Genomic DNA, 17,944 nt, shown 5'->3' with positions numbered 1-17,944 from the left:
GCTCAACATTTCACAAACTTTTTAGTTCATAAAAAATGTTATTTATTAGGAGGAAGGCCATTATGAAAGAAGTAGTAAAAGCAGTTCCATCTAACCCTGTAAAAGAAGAAAATAATGTTCAAAGAATGATAGATGAATTAGCAGCCAAAGGACAAAAAGCCCTAAAACAATTCATGGACTATGATCAAGAACAAATTAATAACATTGTAAAAGAAATGGCTTTAGCTGGTTTAGATCAGCATATGCAATTAGCTAAAATGGCTGTTGAAGAAACTGGTCGTGGAGTTTATGAAGATAAAATTATTAAAAATATGTTTGCAACAGAATATGTATATCATAATGTGAAATATGATAAAACGGTTGGAATTATTAATGAAAGCAAACAAGATGAAGTATATGAAATTGCAGAACCTGTTGGTGTAATTGCTGGTGTTACGCCAGTAACGAATCCAACATCTACTACTATGTTTAAAGCAATAATAGCTATTAAAACTAGAAATCCAATTATTTTCGCATTCCATCCTTCAGCACAAAAATCAAGTAGTGCTGCTGCTAAAATCTTACTTGATGCAGCTGTAAAAGCAGGAGCTCCTGAAGATTGCATACAATGGATAGATGCACCATCTATTGAAGCTACTAAACTATTAATGAATCATAAAGATGTAGCCCTTGTATTAGCAACAGGTGGAGCAGGAATGGTTCGTTCTGCTTATAGTACTGGTAAACCAGCTTTAGGTGTAGGACCTGGTAACGTTCCTTGTTATTTTGAAAAAACTGCAAATATCAAACGTGCCGTAAATGATTTAATCCTTTCTAAAACGTTTGATAACGGTATGATTTGTGCTTCAGAGCAAGCTGTTATTATTGATAAAGAAATATACCAAGAGGCAAAAAATGAATTAATCTATCATGGTTGTCATTTCTTGACTGCAGAAGAAAAGAAAAAAGTTGAAAAATTAGTAATCGATGAAAATAAATGTGCAGTAAACCCTGATATCGTTGGTAAACCAGCATATGTTATCGCTAAAATGGCTGGTGTAACTGTACCTGAAGATACAAAAATCTTAATAGCTGAATGCAAATCGGTTGGACCACAAGAACCACTTTCAAGAGAAAAACTATCTCCAGTATTAGCATGTTTCCAATCAAACAGTACTGAACAAGGCATCCGACTAGCTGAAGAAATGTTAGAGTTCGGTGGACTTGGTCATTCAGCAGTTATCCATTCAGAGAATCAAGAAGTGATTGAAAAATATGGTTTACGAATGAAAGCTTGCCGTATAATCGTTAATGCTCCATCATCACAAGGGGCAATTGGAGATATATACAATGCGTATATGCCTTCATTAACACTTGGATGTGGTTCATACGGTAATAACTCAGTAAGTCAAAACGTGTCAACAGTACACTTATTAAATATTAAAAAGATGGCGAAGAGAACTGTGAATATGCAATGGTTTAAAATTCCACCAAAAATTTATTTCGAAAAAAACGCTATTCAGTATTTAGCAAAAATGCCAAATATCTCAAAAGCATTTATTGTAACAGATGAAGGTATGGTTAAATTAGGCTACGTAGATCGTATTCTATACTATTTAAGAAAACGTCCAGATTACGTTCATTGTGAGATCTTCTCTGATGTAGAGCCAGATCCATCAATTGAAACAGTAATGAAAGGCGCGGAAATGATGAAGACCTTTAAGCCAGATGTTATTATTACACTTGGTGGTGGTTCGGCGATGGATGCTGCAAAAGGAATGTGGCTATTCTATGAGCACCCTGAAGTATCATTCCATGGCTTAAAACAAAAATTCTTAGATATTCGTAAGCGTGTATTTAAATATCCAAGCTTAGGAAAACATGCACAATTTGTAGCCATCCCAACAACATCTGGTACTGGATCAGAAGTTACAAGCTTCTCAGTTATTACAGATAAAGAAAACAATGTAAAATATCCATTAGCTGATTATGAATTAACACCAGATGTAGCTATTATCGATCCACAATTTGTTATGACTGTACCACCAACTGTTACAGCAGACACAGGTCTTGATGTATTAACTCATGCTATTGAAGCTTATGTTTCTAACATGGCAAATGATTATACAGACGGTTTAGCTATGAAAGCAATCGAATTAGTGTTCAAATACCTTCCACGAGCATACCGAAACGGTAGTACAGATGAAGTAGCTCGAGAAAAAATGCATAATGCTTCAACGATTGCTGGTATGGCATTTGCAAATGCATTTTTAGGTATTAACCATAGTTTAGCTCACAAAATGGGAGCAGAATTCCATATTGCACATGGAAGAGCTAATGCTATCTTAATGCCACATGTTATCCGTTACAATGCGACAAAACCAAAGAAATTTACTGCATTCCCTAAATATGAGCATTTTATTGCAGATCAACGCTATGCTGAAATAGCAAAAATGTTAGGACTACCATGTAAAACTACTGAAGAAGGTGTAGAAAGCCTTGTTCAAGCTATCATTAAACTTGCAAAAGAAATGAATGTAACAATGAGTATTGCTGATTGTGGCGTTTCTAAAGCTGAGTTTGAAAGTAAGGTAGATTACCTAGCTGATAAAGCATTTGAAGATCAATGTACAACAGCAAATCCAAAGCTACCTCTAGTTACTGAGTTAGCTGAGATTTACAGACAAGCTTATAAAGGAGTTTAATCCTTTATATAAATTATCTTCTCTTTTTGACCCTATCACATGTTGATAGGGTTCTTTTTTTGTAGAATCTTCATGAATAAACAACCTAGGGATTAATGATAAAAAGGAAGTGTATTATGAATAAAAGCTGTTTTAAAGAGTAAATATTGATAACGAAATTCTTCAAAAGACATCTCATGTGTCTCAAAATCATATCGTTCTAGAAATGCTTCTACAATTTCCTCTCCATCATGAAATAAATTTGTGACATGTAGTTTATATGAAAAATGATCCAGCATCGGTACATAAGTAAAAAAATGAGAATGCATAAAAATAACTCCTTATATGAAATAAATACTGTCTTATTTTGTGTATACTTACAAAATTGTATGCTTATATCTATAAAAGAGCGCTATTTAATAAATTTCCGTTGAATGTTAATGGCTTATGATTTCAATAATTAAATATATTAATATAATATACTTAATTCTGTTGTCACTTGCTGTTTGAAGATATTTAAAAATATCTTCGGAATTTGCACATAAAATGATTTAGAATGTTACGTTGTTCACAAAATTGAAACAAATTAGTTGACTGTTAAATATTTTAATATTAAAATGTACACATGAATAATATTTTTAAATATTTTTCTTTTAAAATAATTTCTGAAATAAATGAAAAAAAGTTAGAGGGGTCTAGTTTATTTTAGTAATAGAATTAAGGAATAAATGAAAATATTGTTTATGTGCTCTTTTTGCTAGATTGTTTGTTAGATAAGGTAACTGGTTTTTGAAATAATGATGACTTGTCATAATTGATTTTTCGTGTAGTGCAGGGAATTGTAAGAAAAAGATATCATGAATATAATTTTGCAATGATGACAGATGCTGATGGGGGAACAGCTTAATAGGAATGGATTATGAAGTAATGATATCGAAAAGTGAATAAGCTTTTATCGATGAATTATTTAGAACAATTCGTTTTATATTTGAAATATTTAAATAGTTCAAATGATAATAAGAGTGTACACATTTGTGGTTTACTACCAGCTATTCTTTAGCAACATTGTGAAAGCAGGGAATTTTGGAAGCGGTATCATTTACTTAACAAACATATTTTACGTACATTTCAGATTAAAAGATTTAAAGATGAATCTATTTATTCAGAATTATGAAATGTTATTGACCCGTAATATTTTCTATAATTCAACTTATGATGTTTGGATAAAAACTTGAAGATTTTTCATGACCAATAGAACAGGAAGTTTACCCGATAAGAATATAAATGGGAGACATGTAGCTTTTATAACAGTACAAGCTGTTTTATAGCCGGTTTTTAAGTTAACGATGGGGTATATATGATTAATATAGATTGTAGTTCAGAAGGACAAAGATGTGCGGTAAACGATGGTTTAATGAAATTATTTATATGAATTATTGGGTATCAAGTTTGCACCACAAATAAAAAAGAAAGACGTCAAAATCGAATTTTGATGGGTTTTCTAATGGTCAAATTTTCAAGGATGACAGTATTTTTAGAACAAAGAGGAATGAGACAACTGTAATTTTAGGGACGAGATGTGACTAAATGGGGGGATTTAGTTTCATTGCCTAAAAGGTTCTTACAGAATGGGAGGAAAACTATAATGAATACGACAAAGAAAAAAATTCACTTTGCATGGTGGGTATTATTGGGATTATCTATTATGATCGGATTAGCTCGCGGTGGTATTAATAATGCAGGGGGATTATTTTTAACACCTGTTTCAAATGATTTAGATATTAGCATAGGTGCATTATCGATATATTTCAGTCTTTCGTCAATTGCAACCATGATTTTCTTACCAATTGCAGGTAAGATGATGGCGAAATATGATATTCGTTTATTATTAATAGCAGGGATTATTTTACAAGCTGGTTCTTTTGCAATTTTTGGTTTAATGAATTCTGTATGGGGTTGGTACATCTTTTCTATACCAATGGCCATTGGATCAATATTCGTTAACCAAATGGCTGGGCCTGTTTTGATAAACAACTGGTTTAAAAAGCATAACGGTTTAGCGTTAGGGATTATGATGGCAGCTGTAGGACTATTTGGTGCCGTTTTACAACCTTTAGCTGGTAATTTAATTGCAAGCGAAGGATGGAGAGCAACATATCTTATTTTAGGGATTGCAGCGATTATCATTGTTATTCCAGTTGTTCTATTGACAATACGAATGGTTCCACAACAAAAAGGTTTACTACCATATGGTGTAGATGCTTCAGGTGAAGGGGACACTAAGAAAGAAGCACATGAAGATGTAGCAAATAAAGGCGTTACTTTTGCAATTGCCAAAAAATCAACTGCTTTCTATGCATTATTACTCTTCTTCTTCTTTATGACAGCGATAGGAAGCTTTGCTCAACATATTGCACCATTTGCAATGGGTCTTGGTTATGATGTTAAATTTGCTGGTAGTGTAATGGGTGCATTTATGGTTGGGATGTTAATCGGGGCACTTGCATTTGGCTTCTTAACTGATAAAATTGGTGCTAAAAATACGGCGATTTTCTCAATGATTGTTGGATTAGTGTCTATGGTTATGTTACTAACTGTGTCAACAAATCCTACTATGTTTACTTTAGCAATCGGTATTTTTGGGTTTGTAACAGCATCAATTGGTACACTAACACCATTATTAACGACTTCAATTTTTGGTAACAAAGAATATAGCCAAATTTTTGCAACGGCTGCTTTAGGATTAGCTATTGCAGGGATCGTAGCACTTCCTGGATATGGTTTTGTATTCGATGCTACTGGTAGCTACACATATGTTTTATATACAATTATTGCTATGTTGATCATTAATATCGTATTAGTGCTTGTAGCATATAAAGGTAAAAAGAAACTTGAAAAAGACGGACATTGGAATTAAGTTTTATAGAATGATTACAAAAGCCTAACCATATTATGGTTAGGCTTTTAGTGTGTCGATAAAAGGGATCGGGAGGACATCTTCTTTATACAGCATAGTCCTTTAATCATTTGTCGAAGGTTTTTGCTATCTGTACATATTGGGATGAAAGGACTGTGCGCATAAATTCCTATAATGCAAATAGTGTACGAAATAATGAATCCATTTAGTAGATTTTAAGTAGCTATACAGATACGTTAATTAAGCTTAGAGTGGGTGACTCTAGCAGGTAAACTAGGATCATGGTTCACGTAGCGTGGATGTGTTTCGGCTCCGTCCTACGGTAAGAATGCGTCATGACACGGTCATTCTATATTCAATGCAAGTTTCATGACAATATAATAGCGAACACATCCATATAAATAAAAGAAAACAGACTGTAAGCGAACTCGAAATTCTTCGATGTTGTCTACAGTCTGTTTATTGTTTATATAGTTTGTTACGATTTATTACTTACACTTAGTACCTATGTTTACGTAGGTAGGATAACAAACTCAATGTTTTTATTTATACATGTCATCGATTTTTGCTTGTAATTCTTTGTCCTCTAAATACTCATCATAAGTCATCATTTTATCCACTACGCCTTGAGGTGTAATTTCAATGATGCGATTAGCGATTGTTTGCATAAACTGATGGTCATGTGAAGCGAAAATCATAGAACCTTTATAAGCAGTAAGACCATTATTTAATGCTGTAATAGATTCAAGATCTAAGTGGTTTGTTGGTTCATCTAATAACAATACATTTGCTCCGCTTAGCATCATTTTAGATAGCATACAACGAACTTTTTCTCCACCTGAAAGAACGCTCGCTTTCTTCATAACTTCTTCTCCAGAGAATAGCATTCTTCCTAGGAATCCACGTAGGAAACTTTCGCTATCATCTTTAGGAGAGAATTGGCGTAACCAATCAACAAGTGTTAAATCACAGCCCTCGAAGTATTCAGAGTTATCTTTAGGGAAGTATGCTTGAGATGTTGTTACACCCCATTTATAGCTTCCTGAATCTGCTTCTAATTCTCCTGCAAGAATTTTGAAAAGAGTTGTTTTAGCTAATTCGTTGCGTCCAACAATGGCAATTTTATCTCCTTTATTCATAATAAAGTTTACATTGTTTAGCAACTGTTCTCCATCAACGGTTTTAGAGATGTTTTCAACACGTAATAAATCGTTTCCAACTTCACGATCTTGAGCGAAGTTTACATATGGATAACGGCGAGATGAAGGTTGAATATCATCTAATGTAATTTTATCAAGTAATTTTTTACGAGACGTTGCTTGTTTAGATTTAGAAGCATTAGCGCTAAATCGAGCAATAAACGCTTGTAGCTCTTTAATTTTTTCTTCTTTCTTTTTATTTGATTCTTGAGAAAGTTTAAGAGCAAGTTGGCTTGATTCATACCAGAAATCATAGTTACCAACGTAAATTTTAATTTTACCGAAATCTAAGTCAGCAATATGAGTACATACCTTATTTAAGAAATGACGGTCATGTGATACGACAATTACTGTATTTTCAAAGTTAATTAAAAATTCTTCCAGCCATTGAATAGCTTGGATATCCAAATGGTTGGTAGGCTCATCTAGTAAAAGAACATCTGGTTTACCAAATAAAGCTTGTGCTAGTAAAACTTTTACTTTTTCAGAACCTGTTAGCTCACTCATTTTCTTTTGGTGAAGATCTTCTGTGATTCCAAGACCTTGTAACAGTATAGCTGCCTCTGATTCAGCTTCCCATCCATTTAAATCAGCAAATTCACCTTCAAGTTCTGCTGCACGCATACCATCTTCATCAGTGAAGTCTTCTTTCATATAAATAGCATCTTTTTCTTTCATAACTTCATATAGTCTTTGATGACCCATGATAACAACTTGCATTACTTCGAATTCTTCATATTCAAAGTGATTTTGCTTTAAGACTGCTAATCTTTCGTTTGGCCCTAATGAAACATTACCTGTTTGTGATTCAATTTCACCAGATAAAATCTTTAAGAAAGTTGATTTACCAGCACCATTTGCACCGATTAGTCCATAACAGTTACCCGGTGTGAATTTAATATTAACGTCTTCAAATAATTTACGATCTCCGTATCTTAAACTTACGTCTGAAACAGTAATCATGTATTTACCTCCAAATGTTATTTATTAACACGTTTCAAAAGCATCTATGGTTAAATAAATAATAAATATTCATTTCTATCATACGATTCGTGTATTTTATACATAATAGCACTCAAGCCTTAATTATAAAGGAGATATAAAGGATATTCAATATTCGTATAGATAAATAATAAAAAAGCAAGAAAAATTGGATATAAGTCATGGAGTGATACGTACTAATTGATATAATGAAAGTCTTTGCTAATCAGTACATATAAAATAAACGAATCAGAAAACAGCCTGGCAAAACAAATTCAACCTTTTCTATCATATTTACATATTAATGATTGAAAAGTAGGGAATTATCCCGTGCAGGAGCGAAATTTCGCAATTTTTTTATTTAATTAGTAAGAAAATAATTACGAAATCTCTATAAAAAATGAAACCTTTATATGGAGTCATTCGTTTATATTATTATAAATCTATTTGAATTCAGAAAGGGGAGGGGTTATGAAGAAGAGTATGGTATGTATAGGGTTATTAATAACAGTAATCCTTCTCACTTCCTGCAATTCAACAGTAAATCCAGTCACCTCAAAAGAAATTGACATTATTAATGAGAATTTGAAACTAAAAGATAGGGTAGCAGAATTAGAACATTCACTATCAACAACTGAAAAAAAAGAAGAGAAAGAAAAGCATGTTGAAAAAGTGATTTTATCTTTTTTTAATAATATTAATAATGGTGAATTCGCAGAGGCGAGGAATGCAATTTCAGGTCATGTTAATATAACAAAAACAGCTATTATTATAGAGAATGGTGCAAAGTACGACATCGATCAGTTCAAAAGGTATAGTTTACAATTGGTTTCATCAAACTGGTCAACTAATGATGATAGCTGTCTTACTTTTAATTTAATAGGAAGTAAATTAAACAAAAAAATGAATGTAAAAGTAAAAAATATCAATGGTGAATGGAAAATTGATGGATTTGGGATTCACTATAATACATAAAGGGCAGCCTCATTAGTGAAGGAAAAACACTTTTGAGACAGCCCTTATACTTTTGTTATTTTTATGGTTCCATTTTTCATTGAAATGAAAGTATGTTACAAATTTGTAATGAATGTAGTTATGTCACTATTTCAGAAAGAATCCGTCATGACAGTTTATAGAAACATCCCTGAATCTCTAATGTTTTTGACGGCTTGTTGTAAAGAGTCTTCATTCTCTACTAAAGCGATTCTTACAAATCCTTCTCCAGATGGGCCAAATGCAATTCCAGGTGTTACCGTAACACCTGCATGATCCGTTAATTCGAATGCAAACTGCTTGGATGTCCATTTATTAGGGATTTCTGCCCAAATGAACATTCCAGCCTGAGGAGTTTCAATATTCCAGCCAATTTCGCTTAATCCATTAACTAAACAGTCTCGTCTTTTACGATATATAGATCTCGCTTCTTCTGTAAAACTAGACCCTTTTTGTAATGCTAGGGTCGCAGCGTGTTGGATGGGAAGAAAAACACCATAATCTAAATTTGATTTTAATTGCTTAAGAGCTGTGATAATTTTTTCATTTCCAAGAGCATATGCAACTCGACAACCAGCCATATTAAAGCTTTTAGATAAAGAGTTAAATTCAACACCGACTTCTTGACTACCTTCAATAGCTAAGAAACTAATTGGAGCCTCATTACCATAATATAATTCAGAATAGGCAAAATCATGTAAAATCATAATATTATACTTTTTTGCAAAGGCAATAGCTTCTACAAAGATTTGTTCTGTTGCCATGACTGGAATCGGATTTCCTGGAAAGTTTAATATCATTATTGTTGCTTGAGTTGCGATATCTTCTGGTATTTTAGAAAAGTCAGGTAAAAAATGATTTTCTTTTTGTAAAGGCATAAAATAAGGAATGGCTTCAGCCATAGCAATTCCAGTAGCATATGCTGTATACCCAGGGTCAGGAACTAGAACAATATCTCCAGGGTTAGCGATAACCATTGGTAAATGAACTAATCCATCTTGAGAACCCATTAATTGAAAAATTTCCTTTTCACTATCTAAAGTAACATGGTATGTATCACGATAATACGTTTGGACAGCTTGCTGAAATTCATTGGTACCCCGCATGGAATAGCCATATAATTGATCATTCATGGAATGCTGACTGATTGCTTCCATAACGAATGATGGTGGAGGCAAATCGGGACTACCGATGCTAAGATCGATTATGTTCTTACCTTCTTTTATTTTTTTTGCCTTATATGCAGCCATTTCACTAAATATGGAGGCTGAAAAGGATGACATTCTATTAGCGGTTTGTATTTTCATAGTAATGATCCCCCAAATAATTTACCTATGTTAAAGGTTACTGTTGATTTTTCACTAGAAAAATGATTGAAAATCTCTGAGTATCCTAGTGAATAAATAAGGAACTAGTGAGGAGTTTTGCCCTTCCCTCTGGAATACGAATGGATTTGAGTTCTATCAACAAGAAACATTAACTTGGTTTTTTAATAATTCTGAAAATATTGTACCATATCTAATAATCGAGAAACAAAGTATTGGGAAATTCCTTATTAAACCAATTAGATTTCATTATGTTTTTATCTGATAAATTGTATAATAACTATAGTGAAATATATACTTATCATCATAAAAATGATACAGTTAAGAGCGATGTCCAAACAGTTGGATATTGAAGGAGGAAACAATAGATGAGTAAATTAATACCAGGGGAAGTTGTAACTTTACTTGTAGATCGTGAAGAAGAATATGGATATTTTTTGAAAAGTGATAATAGTAAAGATCGCGTTTTACTTCATAATAATGAAATTCAAGGTGAGATAAATATTGGAGATGAAGTAGAAGTATTCATTTTCCAAGATAAAGATGGTCGCTTGTCGGCAACAATGACGATCCCACATATTCAATTAGGTGTATATGGGTGGGGAGTTGTCGAAGGCTATCGAAAAAATTTAGGGGCATTCGTCAATATTGGTATATCAAAAGATATTTTAGTATCGGTTGATGATCTACCTTTAGTGTATGATGTTTGGCCGAAGGTAAAGGATCAATTATATATTACTTTACGTCATGATAAAAATGGTCGTTTGTTCGGAAAATTAGCTACGGAAGAAATTATTCGTGATATTTGTGTTCCAGCACCTGAGAATATGTACAATAAGCGAGTAAAAGGATTTGTTTATAAAACAAAAAAAGTTGGTAGTTATGTGATAACTGAAGAAGGTTACCGCTGTTTTGTTCATGAAAATGAAAGAGGTAAAGAGCCTCGTCTTGGTCAATATGTGGAAGGACGAGTGATAGATGAGAAAGAAGATGGTTCACTGAACATTTCTTTATTACCTTTCAAACATGAAAAAATGCAAGAAGATAGTGATATTATCTTGAATTATCTAAAAATGCGTGCGGGTGCTATGCCTTACAGTGATAAAAGTACCCCAAATGATATTTTGAAAAACTTTGAAATGAGTAAAGGAGCCTTCAAACGAGCATTAGGTAAACTAATGAAAGAAGGGAAAATCTATCAAGAAGATGGATGGACTTATACAAGTGATCGTAAATAAATAGAAATAAAACCGTAATGCTTATTTGAATAAATGAGTATTACGGTTTTTTATTCTGTTTAATAGTGAATGATTTTAGCGAGATGTAGTGAATATGAGTCTTTTATCTCTCTTTTTTTACTTTTTGTTTAGAGAACGGCATCCACCAATTCCAATTTCCTAAAAGCTTCATTAGTGAAGGTACTAGCAATAATCTAATGATTGTGGCATCAATGAAAATAGCTAGTGCAATACCAATTCCAATTTGTTTTACCGGTACCACACCTGTGAATACAAAAGCCCCTGTTAATACAATCATGATAAGCGCTGCTGATGTAATGATTTTACTTGTTGATGATAATCCAACTACAGTAGCTTCATCATTATCCATTGTTTCAAGATATACTTCATGCATCCTTGATATTAGAAAGACCTCATAGTCCATACTTAGTCCAAAAACAATACTAAAGACAAATACCGGGATAATGAGAGCGATATTTGATGGATCTAAACCGAAGTGGCCCTCTTGAAAAATCCATACCAGGATACCAAATGTAGATGTTAGTCCGATAACATTCATGATGATAGCTTTTAAAGGAATGATAACCGAACGGAAAGCAAATAAAAGAATGATATAGGTACTTATTAATATAATGCCAATACCAATTCCAACTTTATCGAATATTTCATCGAATATTTCTTGGTTGAATTTTGCCTCTCCGCCAACCGAAATAATAAAGTCGTAGTTCTTATCTGCCCATTTCTTTACCCATTGTTTAGCCTCTTTAGAAGTGGCTGCTTTTGTTAATGTCACTGGAACGAGTAGTTTATCTTTGTTAATAAACTGCTCTAAGGCAGGAGTAAGAGATTGTTTTGTTTCTGGATTTTGTAATAGGGTATACAAGGTTTGACTATTATCTATACCAGATAATGAGTACAGTGATGCAGTCGATTTTACAATCGAATCTTTCTCTATATCTTTGATAAAGGACTGCATATCTTTGAGTCCTTCTTCGTTTGTCCACGAACCGTTTCTTTCTGCAATCATGTACACTGTAGCATTTTCTTTCATTTGAAAGGCATCATGAATTTTTTCAAATGCTTCACGAGATTCATAGGTGATAGGTAATGATTTTTCATCTGGTATCGAAAGGTTGATATCTTTAATTGGGATAATACCAGCTATCAATATGAGTATGGACAATATTGTAATAATAATGGGACGCTTCATTACAGATTCAGCAAAGGCTCTCCATTTAGGGTTTTCCCCATTTTTTGTTTTAAATATTTTTCCTTTGTCTAAGTATTTTCCTACAAATAGGAGTATAGACGGTAGTAAAGTTAAGGATGATATAACAGCCACAAATACAACGACCATTCCGCCAATTGCTACAGTTTGAAAGATATCTATTTCTATAATTAACATGGCTGCTAATCCAATAAATACACATATAGCTGAGAAAATAATAGACTTCCCTGCAGTTAAAACAGTTTTTAACACCGCTTGTTTAATGGAGTTATGGTTCCTTTCTTCTTTAAAGCGATTAATAAAAAGAAGAGCGAAATCAATACTTAAAGCAAGACCTATCATCGGAGCAACATTTAATAAAAAAACAGATAGATTTAAATAATTCCCTAATAACGTCAGTATTCCAAGTGCAGATATAACAGTGAGTGCACCAACAACGATTGGTATAATGGCAGAAACGATACTTCCGAATGCTAATAATAAAACGATAAGAGCGACAGGAAGACCAATCATTTCAGCAATCATTAAATCATGCTGACTAGCTTTATTCATATCCTCACTAATAACAGATTTCCCGGTCAACATAGCGTGATCATACTGATCGGTAATTTGTCTAACTTTATCTACATATGCATTCATGTCGTCATCTTCTTTATCAAATGACAATGAAGCATAGGCGACATTTGTTTTCATTTGGTTTTCGTTTGTAAGAGGTGATTGGATACTTGTTGTAATCTTAAGCTCATCAATTTGGTTGATTACTTTTTTTATGTATGTTTGAAAGTCTTGTTCGGATGCATTTTTTTCCTTTTCAAAGACAACGATAAGAGTATTTTTAGGAAAATTAAAAGAACTTGAAAGCTCTTTTTCAACTTTCGCATACTCTCCATCCATTTCAAAACCATCACCACTTAACTTGGAGGGTAGATCAATTGCATAAAAGGCTAATCCAACCGCCAGAAGAATCCATACGATAAGCGAAAATTTATAATGTTTAATTATTTTTTGGGCTATTGTAGACATTTCATAAACCTCCCATAAATCAATGCTATCTATATTATGAAAAACAAATGGAAAAAGATAAAGAGAAACTTTGATGGATGGAGCGTTTTTCTTCATCCATCATTAGTTGAACTAATCGGGTTTCAACTGGCGCTTGATCATAAGAAAAAACCAATAGATAAAAAAGACCATCAAGGATAATAAGTAGAAACAAAAGTTATTAACATAGCGCCAGTCCAAACGGGATAAAGAGAAACTTTGATGGCGACATTCGTAACAATTCTGTTTAACAGTAGAATATTTCCAATCATTACACATATACTATAGTTATGATTGGTTTTCAAAATTGAATTCGTCAGGAGGTAACATCATGTACTTTTCGAAAAAACAACAGGAAGTAGATGAAGTAATTATTGAAGACACCCACGTGTTTGCATGTGCTTCAGATGGATGCAATGGTTGGATGAGAATGCAGTTTGCGTCGGATGATTCTTCATGTCCACTATGTGGAAGTAATATGAATGAAGAAATTAGACAATTACCAAAAATAATATAAAAAGGATGTTTTATAGTTCTTTCGTATTATTTATACCAATAAAAGAAAGAATTGAAACCAGAGTGATATTTGATTGTAATGATTGTAACGCATTTATAACTCTACTGTCTCTAATGTTAAGAAAATTCGTGTTATGATAGTTTCCGTTAGCCTTTATGGCTAGCGGAGAGGATGGCTATCAAATGAAAAAAACATTACTATCAATTTTTACAGTAGCTACCATATCTACTACTGTCGGCTTACAAGCTCATGCAGAAGAGATAACTATAAAAAAAGGTGACACCTTATCGGAAATCGCAAAAGAATATGATGTTTCTGTTTCGGATTTAAAAGCATACAATGGGCTAATTTCTGATTTAATTGTGGAGAATCAAAAGCTAACTGTAGTACCAAAGACCAACTATAAAGTGTTGGCTGGAGATTCATTATGGAAAATAGGTCAGCAATTTGGCGTTGAAGTTGCAGATATAAAAACATGGAATAACCTTACAGATGATTTGATTTTTCCTAATCAAAATCTTGTTATCCACAAAACAAATACTACTGTAAAAAATACAACACAAGAAAATGTAAAGAACGAAAATCAAAAGGAACAATCAAAGAGTGAAGAACCAGTTGAGCAACCTGTAAAGAATGATGTTACTACATCTGTTGAAGGTGATGTTGTTAAAACATTGACGATGGAGGCTACTGCATATTCAGAGACAGGTGAAGGAACGACTGGTATGACCGCTACTGGTTTAAATCTTCGTGCAAATCCAAATTTAAAGGTGATTGCTGTAGACCCAAAAGTAATTCCTTTAGGAACGAAAGTTTACGTTGAAGGATATGGATATGCAACCGCTGAAGATACGGGTGGAGCAATTAAAGGAAATCGTATTGATGTATTTATTCCTTCAGAAACAGAAGTAAACCAATGGGGTAGAAAACAAGTTCAAGTGAAAATTCTTCGATAATAATAAAAAAATACGGGAACTTTTTAAGTAAAGTATATATAAAACCACCTTCAATAGAGGGTGGTTTTTGTGTTTATTTATCCTTAATTATGAAAAAAGTAGGTAGTTATATATTGGTAAAAATAACAGAATATATTTAATTTAGTAACAATCATATTGATTTTTCACTCTTTTCAGCCGAAATGTGTCGAAATTCATACAAATTCTTTTCAGAGTATGATATCTTTTAGTAACAATGGTCGTACAATAGACATATAGTATCTACTTTGGAGTTGACTAATTGAAATGGAAGAATTAATTCTCTCTTTTAATCCTATTATTATTATGATTGGGATTTTGCTAACAGGGATCGCGGTATATACAGCAGTCGATTTATTCACAAATGTAAATAGTATGATGGGTAGTAAAAACTTTTTATTTTGGGGAAGTTCATTCTCTTTTTCAATAGGTATTTGGATGATGAGCTTTTTTGGTATGCTGGCATTTGATACGAAACAATCGATTGATACATTACTAATTATTAGTATTATTACATTATTCAGTAGCTCGTTTTTTTCCCTTATGGCCTTTTATATTTTAATGAAGGGGAAAAGAAATTATCATTTAATAATGGGGAGTTTTCTATTAACGATATCAGTTATCATTACATATTCTATTAGCATGTATTCTATTGAAGGAAAAGTACAATATAATTATTTACTTATTATATTATCGTTCATATTGGTTTCTAGCTTTTTTTTATTTGCTTTTTGGTTATTACGACTTATTGAAGAGAAAACATTTTCAGCTGTATGGATAAAAATGTTTTCAGCTTTAATAATGACTGTTTCAATAGGTCAGGGCTTTTTATTGATTATTAAAGCAACTTATCATATTGCTAATAGTAACAATATATTATCCGAAATCAAATTAGAAGGCTATTGGCTTCCATATATCATTCTCTGTTTATCATTCATTATATTTGGTGGCTTAATTTTAGGAAGTATATTAACGAATAAAAACGTCATTAGAAGAAGCATTGTAGCTAGAGATATTATGACAGCTGTTGATACATCTTCCATTGTATTTATTTTAAATGCTAAAGGGACAATTACCTATGTAAATGATAAATTTGTGGAAATCTCTCAGTATTCACAAGAGGAATTACTAGGGAAAAATTATGATTTCTTAAAGGCTGATTATCATGGGGCACCCTTTTCAGAAAACCTATGGAAACATGTAGAAGTAGGAGAGATTCTGAAGGATGAGGTCTGTCATAAGGCAAAGGACCGCTCATTATTTTGGACAGATATGACGGTCATACCGTTTCTTGATGATAAGGGTAGACCTTATCAATATATCGCTATTCTACAGGATATTACCGATCGAAAAGCCGTTGAGAAGGAATTAGAAAATACCATGAAAGAAATACAAGATTATAAATATGCACTCGATGAAGCTTCAATTGTAGCAATTACAGATGCGAAAGGGATAATTACTAAGGTTAATAAGAATTTTACAACGATATCAAAATATTCACAGGAAGAATTAATCGGAAGTGATCATCGATTGTTAAATTCGGGTTATCATTCGAAAGAATTTTTTAAAAATTTATGGAAAAAAATTGGGAATGGTGAAGTTTGGAAAGGAGAAATAAGGAATAAAGCGAAAGATGGTTCTTTTTATTGGGTTGAAACAACGATTATTCCTTTCCTAAATGAAAAAAATAAACCATATAAGTATTTATCTATTCGTAACGATATTACAGAAAAGAAAAAGCAAGAAGAAGTATTGCGTAGACAAGAAAAATTATCAGCTTTAGGTCAATTAGCAGCAGGTATAGCACATGAAATCCGAAACCCATTAACAAGTATGAGAGGTTACACAGAGTTCCTATTATTAGATGAGGAAAAGGAAGATCGAAAGGAACATCTGGAAATTGTTTTAGATGAGATTAATCGGGTCAATAATATTGTAGAAGAATTTATGATGCTCGCAAAGCCACAATCAAATATATTAGCCATCAAAAATATTAATACAATCATTAAAAATACTGTTTCATTATTTTCGTATGAGGCTAAAAAGAAAAAGGTTGATATTTCTTTCACTACTAGTGATGATGATCTTATGGTTTTATGCGATGAAAATCGTATTAAACAAGTGTTTTTAAATCTTATTAAAAATGGTATAGAAGCCATGCCTAACGGTGGAAAGCTTTCTATTCAAATTGAAAGAAAGAGCGGATTTGTTTCAATAAAGGTTATCGATTCAGGCGAGGGAATTCCACAATCCATATTAAATAAAATAGGGGAACCGTTTTTTACAACGAAAGAATCAGGTACAGGACTTGGCTTGATGATTAGTTTTCAAATTATTGAAAGCTATAAAGGAAAAATTGATATTGAAAGCGAGGAAGGAATTGGGACATCCTTCTTAATTGATTTACCTATAGGGGAATAGTAATTGTGTAAGACTAACTTGTATTGAGGTGATATTCAAATGTGGAAAACTTTACTTTCTAGCATAGGATTGGGCAACATTACTGTAGATACAATAGTGGAGAAGAAGGAGTACAAACCTGGTGAAGAATTGTGTGGTAAGGTAGAGATTAATGGCGGTATGACAGACAAAAAAATCGAAGGAATTGTTATTACTCTACTTGTAAAATATGAACAAGATAAATTAGATAGTGACTTTTCATTTCATGAAAAACATATAAGAGAAACTGAAATTAATAACAGTAAAATGATACATTCTAATGAGACAAACACTATTCCTTTCTCAATCAGAATTCCTTTTGATCATCCGAAGAGTGAAAACGGGGTGGAAACTATTATTCGAACGAAACTCCTTGTTTCTCAAAATATCGATCCTGAGGATGAAGATACTATAATTATTTTATAAAAA

At 32.6% G+C, this 17,944-nt stretch carries 12 protein-coding genes; 8 read left to right on the top strand and 4 right to left on the bottom strand.

Features of this window, described 5'->3' with window-relative positions; all coding sequences use genetic code 11:
- Positions 1–62 precede the first annotated feature (62 nt).
- Positions 63–2,684: a bifunctional acetaldehyde-CoA/alcohol dehydrogenase gene (gene adhE, locus BN349_RS08155; RefSeq protein ID WP_019241798.1), complete on the top strand. Its 2,622-nt coding sequence runs from the start codon at positions 63–65 to the stop codon at positions 2,682–2,684.
- Between the two features lie 92 nt (positions 2,685–2,776).
- Here the strand turns inward: adhE and BN349_RS08150 are convergent, their stop codons facing one another.
- Entirely contained in the window at positions 2,777–2,992 is a 216-nt protein-coding gene (locus tag BN349_RS08150; protein WP_019241797.1) for a hypothetical protein, read from the bottom strand.
- A gap of 1,316 nt (positions 2,993–4,308) precedes the next feature.
- Between BN349_RS08150 and BN349_RS08145 the strand changes: the two genes are divergently transcribed.
- Positions 4,309–5,580, top strand: a complete 1,272-nt coding sequence (locus tag BN349_RS08145) for an MFS transporter (protein WP_019241796.1) — start codon at positions 4,309–4,311, stop codon at positions 5,578–5,580.
- Between the two features lie 542 nt (positions 5,581–6,122).
- On the opposite strand, the gene BN349_RS08140 is transcribed toward BN349_RS08145, so the two are convergent.
- Positions 6,123–7,742, bottom strand: a complete 1,620-nt coding sequence (locus tag BN349_RS08140) for an ABC-F family ATP-binding cassette domain-containing protein (protein WP_019241795.1) — start codon at positions 7,740–7,742, stop codon at positions 6,123–6,125.
- Positions 7,743–8,231: 489 nt separating this feature from the next.
- Between BN349_RS08140 and BN349_RS08135 the strand changes: the two genes are divergently transcribed.
- On the top strand, positions 8,232–8,735 hold the full coding sequence (locus BN349_RS08135; RefSeq protein WP_019241794.1) for a hypothetical protein: 504 nt from the start codon (positions 8,232–8,234) through the stop codon (positions 8,733–8,735).
- 155 nt (positions 8,736–8,890) lie between these two features.
- Here the strand turns inward: BN349_RS08135 and BN349_RS08130 are convergent, their stop codons facing one another.
- Positions 8,891–10,060 carry an LL-diaminopimelate aminotransferase gene (locus BN349_RS08130; protein WP_019241793.1) on the bottom strand — a complete coding sequence of 390 codons (1,170 nt, stop codon included), beginning with the start codon at positions 10,058–10,060 and terminating at the stop codon, positions 8,891–8,893.
- Between the two features lie 386 nt (positions 10,061–10,446).
- Here BN349_RS08130 and BN349_RS08125 point away from each other — a divergent pair, with 386 nt between their 5' ends.
- The gene (locus BN349_RS08125) at positions 10,447–11,316 is read left to right on the top strand and encodes a CvfB family protein (protein WP_019241792.1); all 870 of its coding nucleotides are present in this window, start codon (positions 10,447–10,449) and stop codon (positions 11,314–11,316) included.
- 103 nt (positions 11,317–11,419) lie between these two features.
- Here the strand turns inward: BN349_RS08125 and BN349_RS08120 are convergent, their stop codons facing one another.
- On the bottom strand, positions 11,420–13,567 hold the full coding sequence (locus BN349_RS08120; protein ID WP_019241791.1) for an MMPL family transporter: 2,148 nt from the start codon (positions 13,565–13,567) through the stop codon (positions 11,420–11,422).
- Between the two features lie 349 nt (positions 13,568–13,916).
- On the opposite strand from BN349_RS08120, the gene BN349_RS08115 reads away from it, so the two are divergent.
- The 4 genes from BN349_RS08115 to BN349_RS08100 all read left to right on the top strand — a co-directional run bounded on the left by BN349_RS08115 (position 13,917) and on the right by BN349_RS08100 (position 17,941).
- On the top strand, positions 13,917–14,102 hold the full coding sequence (locus BN349_RS08115; protein WP_019241790.1) for a cold-inducible protein YdjO-related protein: 186 nt from the start codon (positions 13,917–13,919) through the stop codon (positions 14,100–14,102).
- A 182-nt stretch (positions 14,103–14,284) separates the two neighbouring features.
- A complete protein-coding gene (locus BN349_RS08110) occupies positions 14,285–15,058 on the top strand; it encodes a 3D domain-containing protein (protein ID WP_019241789.1) in 774 nt (257 codons plus the stop codon).
- Between the two features lie 285 nt (positions 15,059–15,343).
- Positions 15,344–17,497: a PAS domain-containing protein gene (locus BN349_RS08105; protein WP_019241788.1), complete on the top strand. Its 2,154-nt coding sequence runs from the start codon at positions 15,344–15,346 to the stop codon at positions 17,495–17,497.
- Positions 17,498–17,536: 39 nt separating this feature from the next.
- Positions 17,537–17,941, top strand: a complete 405-nt coding sequence (locus tag BN349_RS08100) for a sporulation protein (RefSeq protein WP_019241787.1) — start codon at positions 17,537–17,539, stop codon at positions 17,939–17,941.
- Positions 17,942–17,944 lie beyond the last annotated feature (3 nt).

The organism is Bacillus sp. AP8, assembly GCF_000321185.1.
GTDB classification, from domain to species: domain Bacteria; phylum Bacillota; class Bacilli; order Bacillales; family DSM-1321; genus Bacillus_AD; species Bacillus_AD massilioanorexius.
Note: the sequence above shows the minus strand (reverse complement) of the source record. Positions and strands in the feature narration are given on the sequence as shown.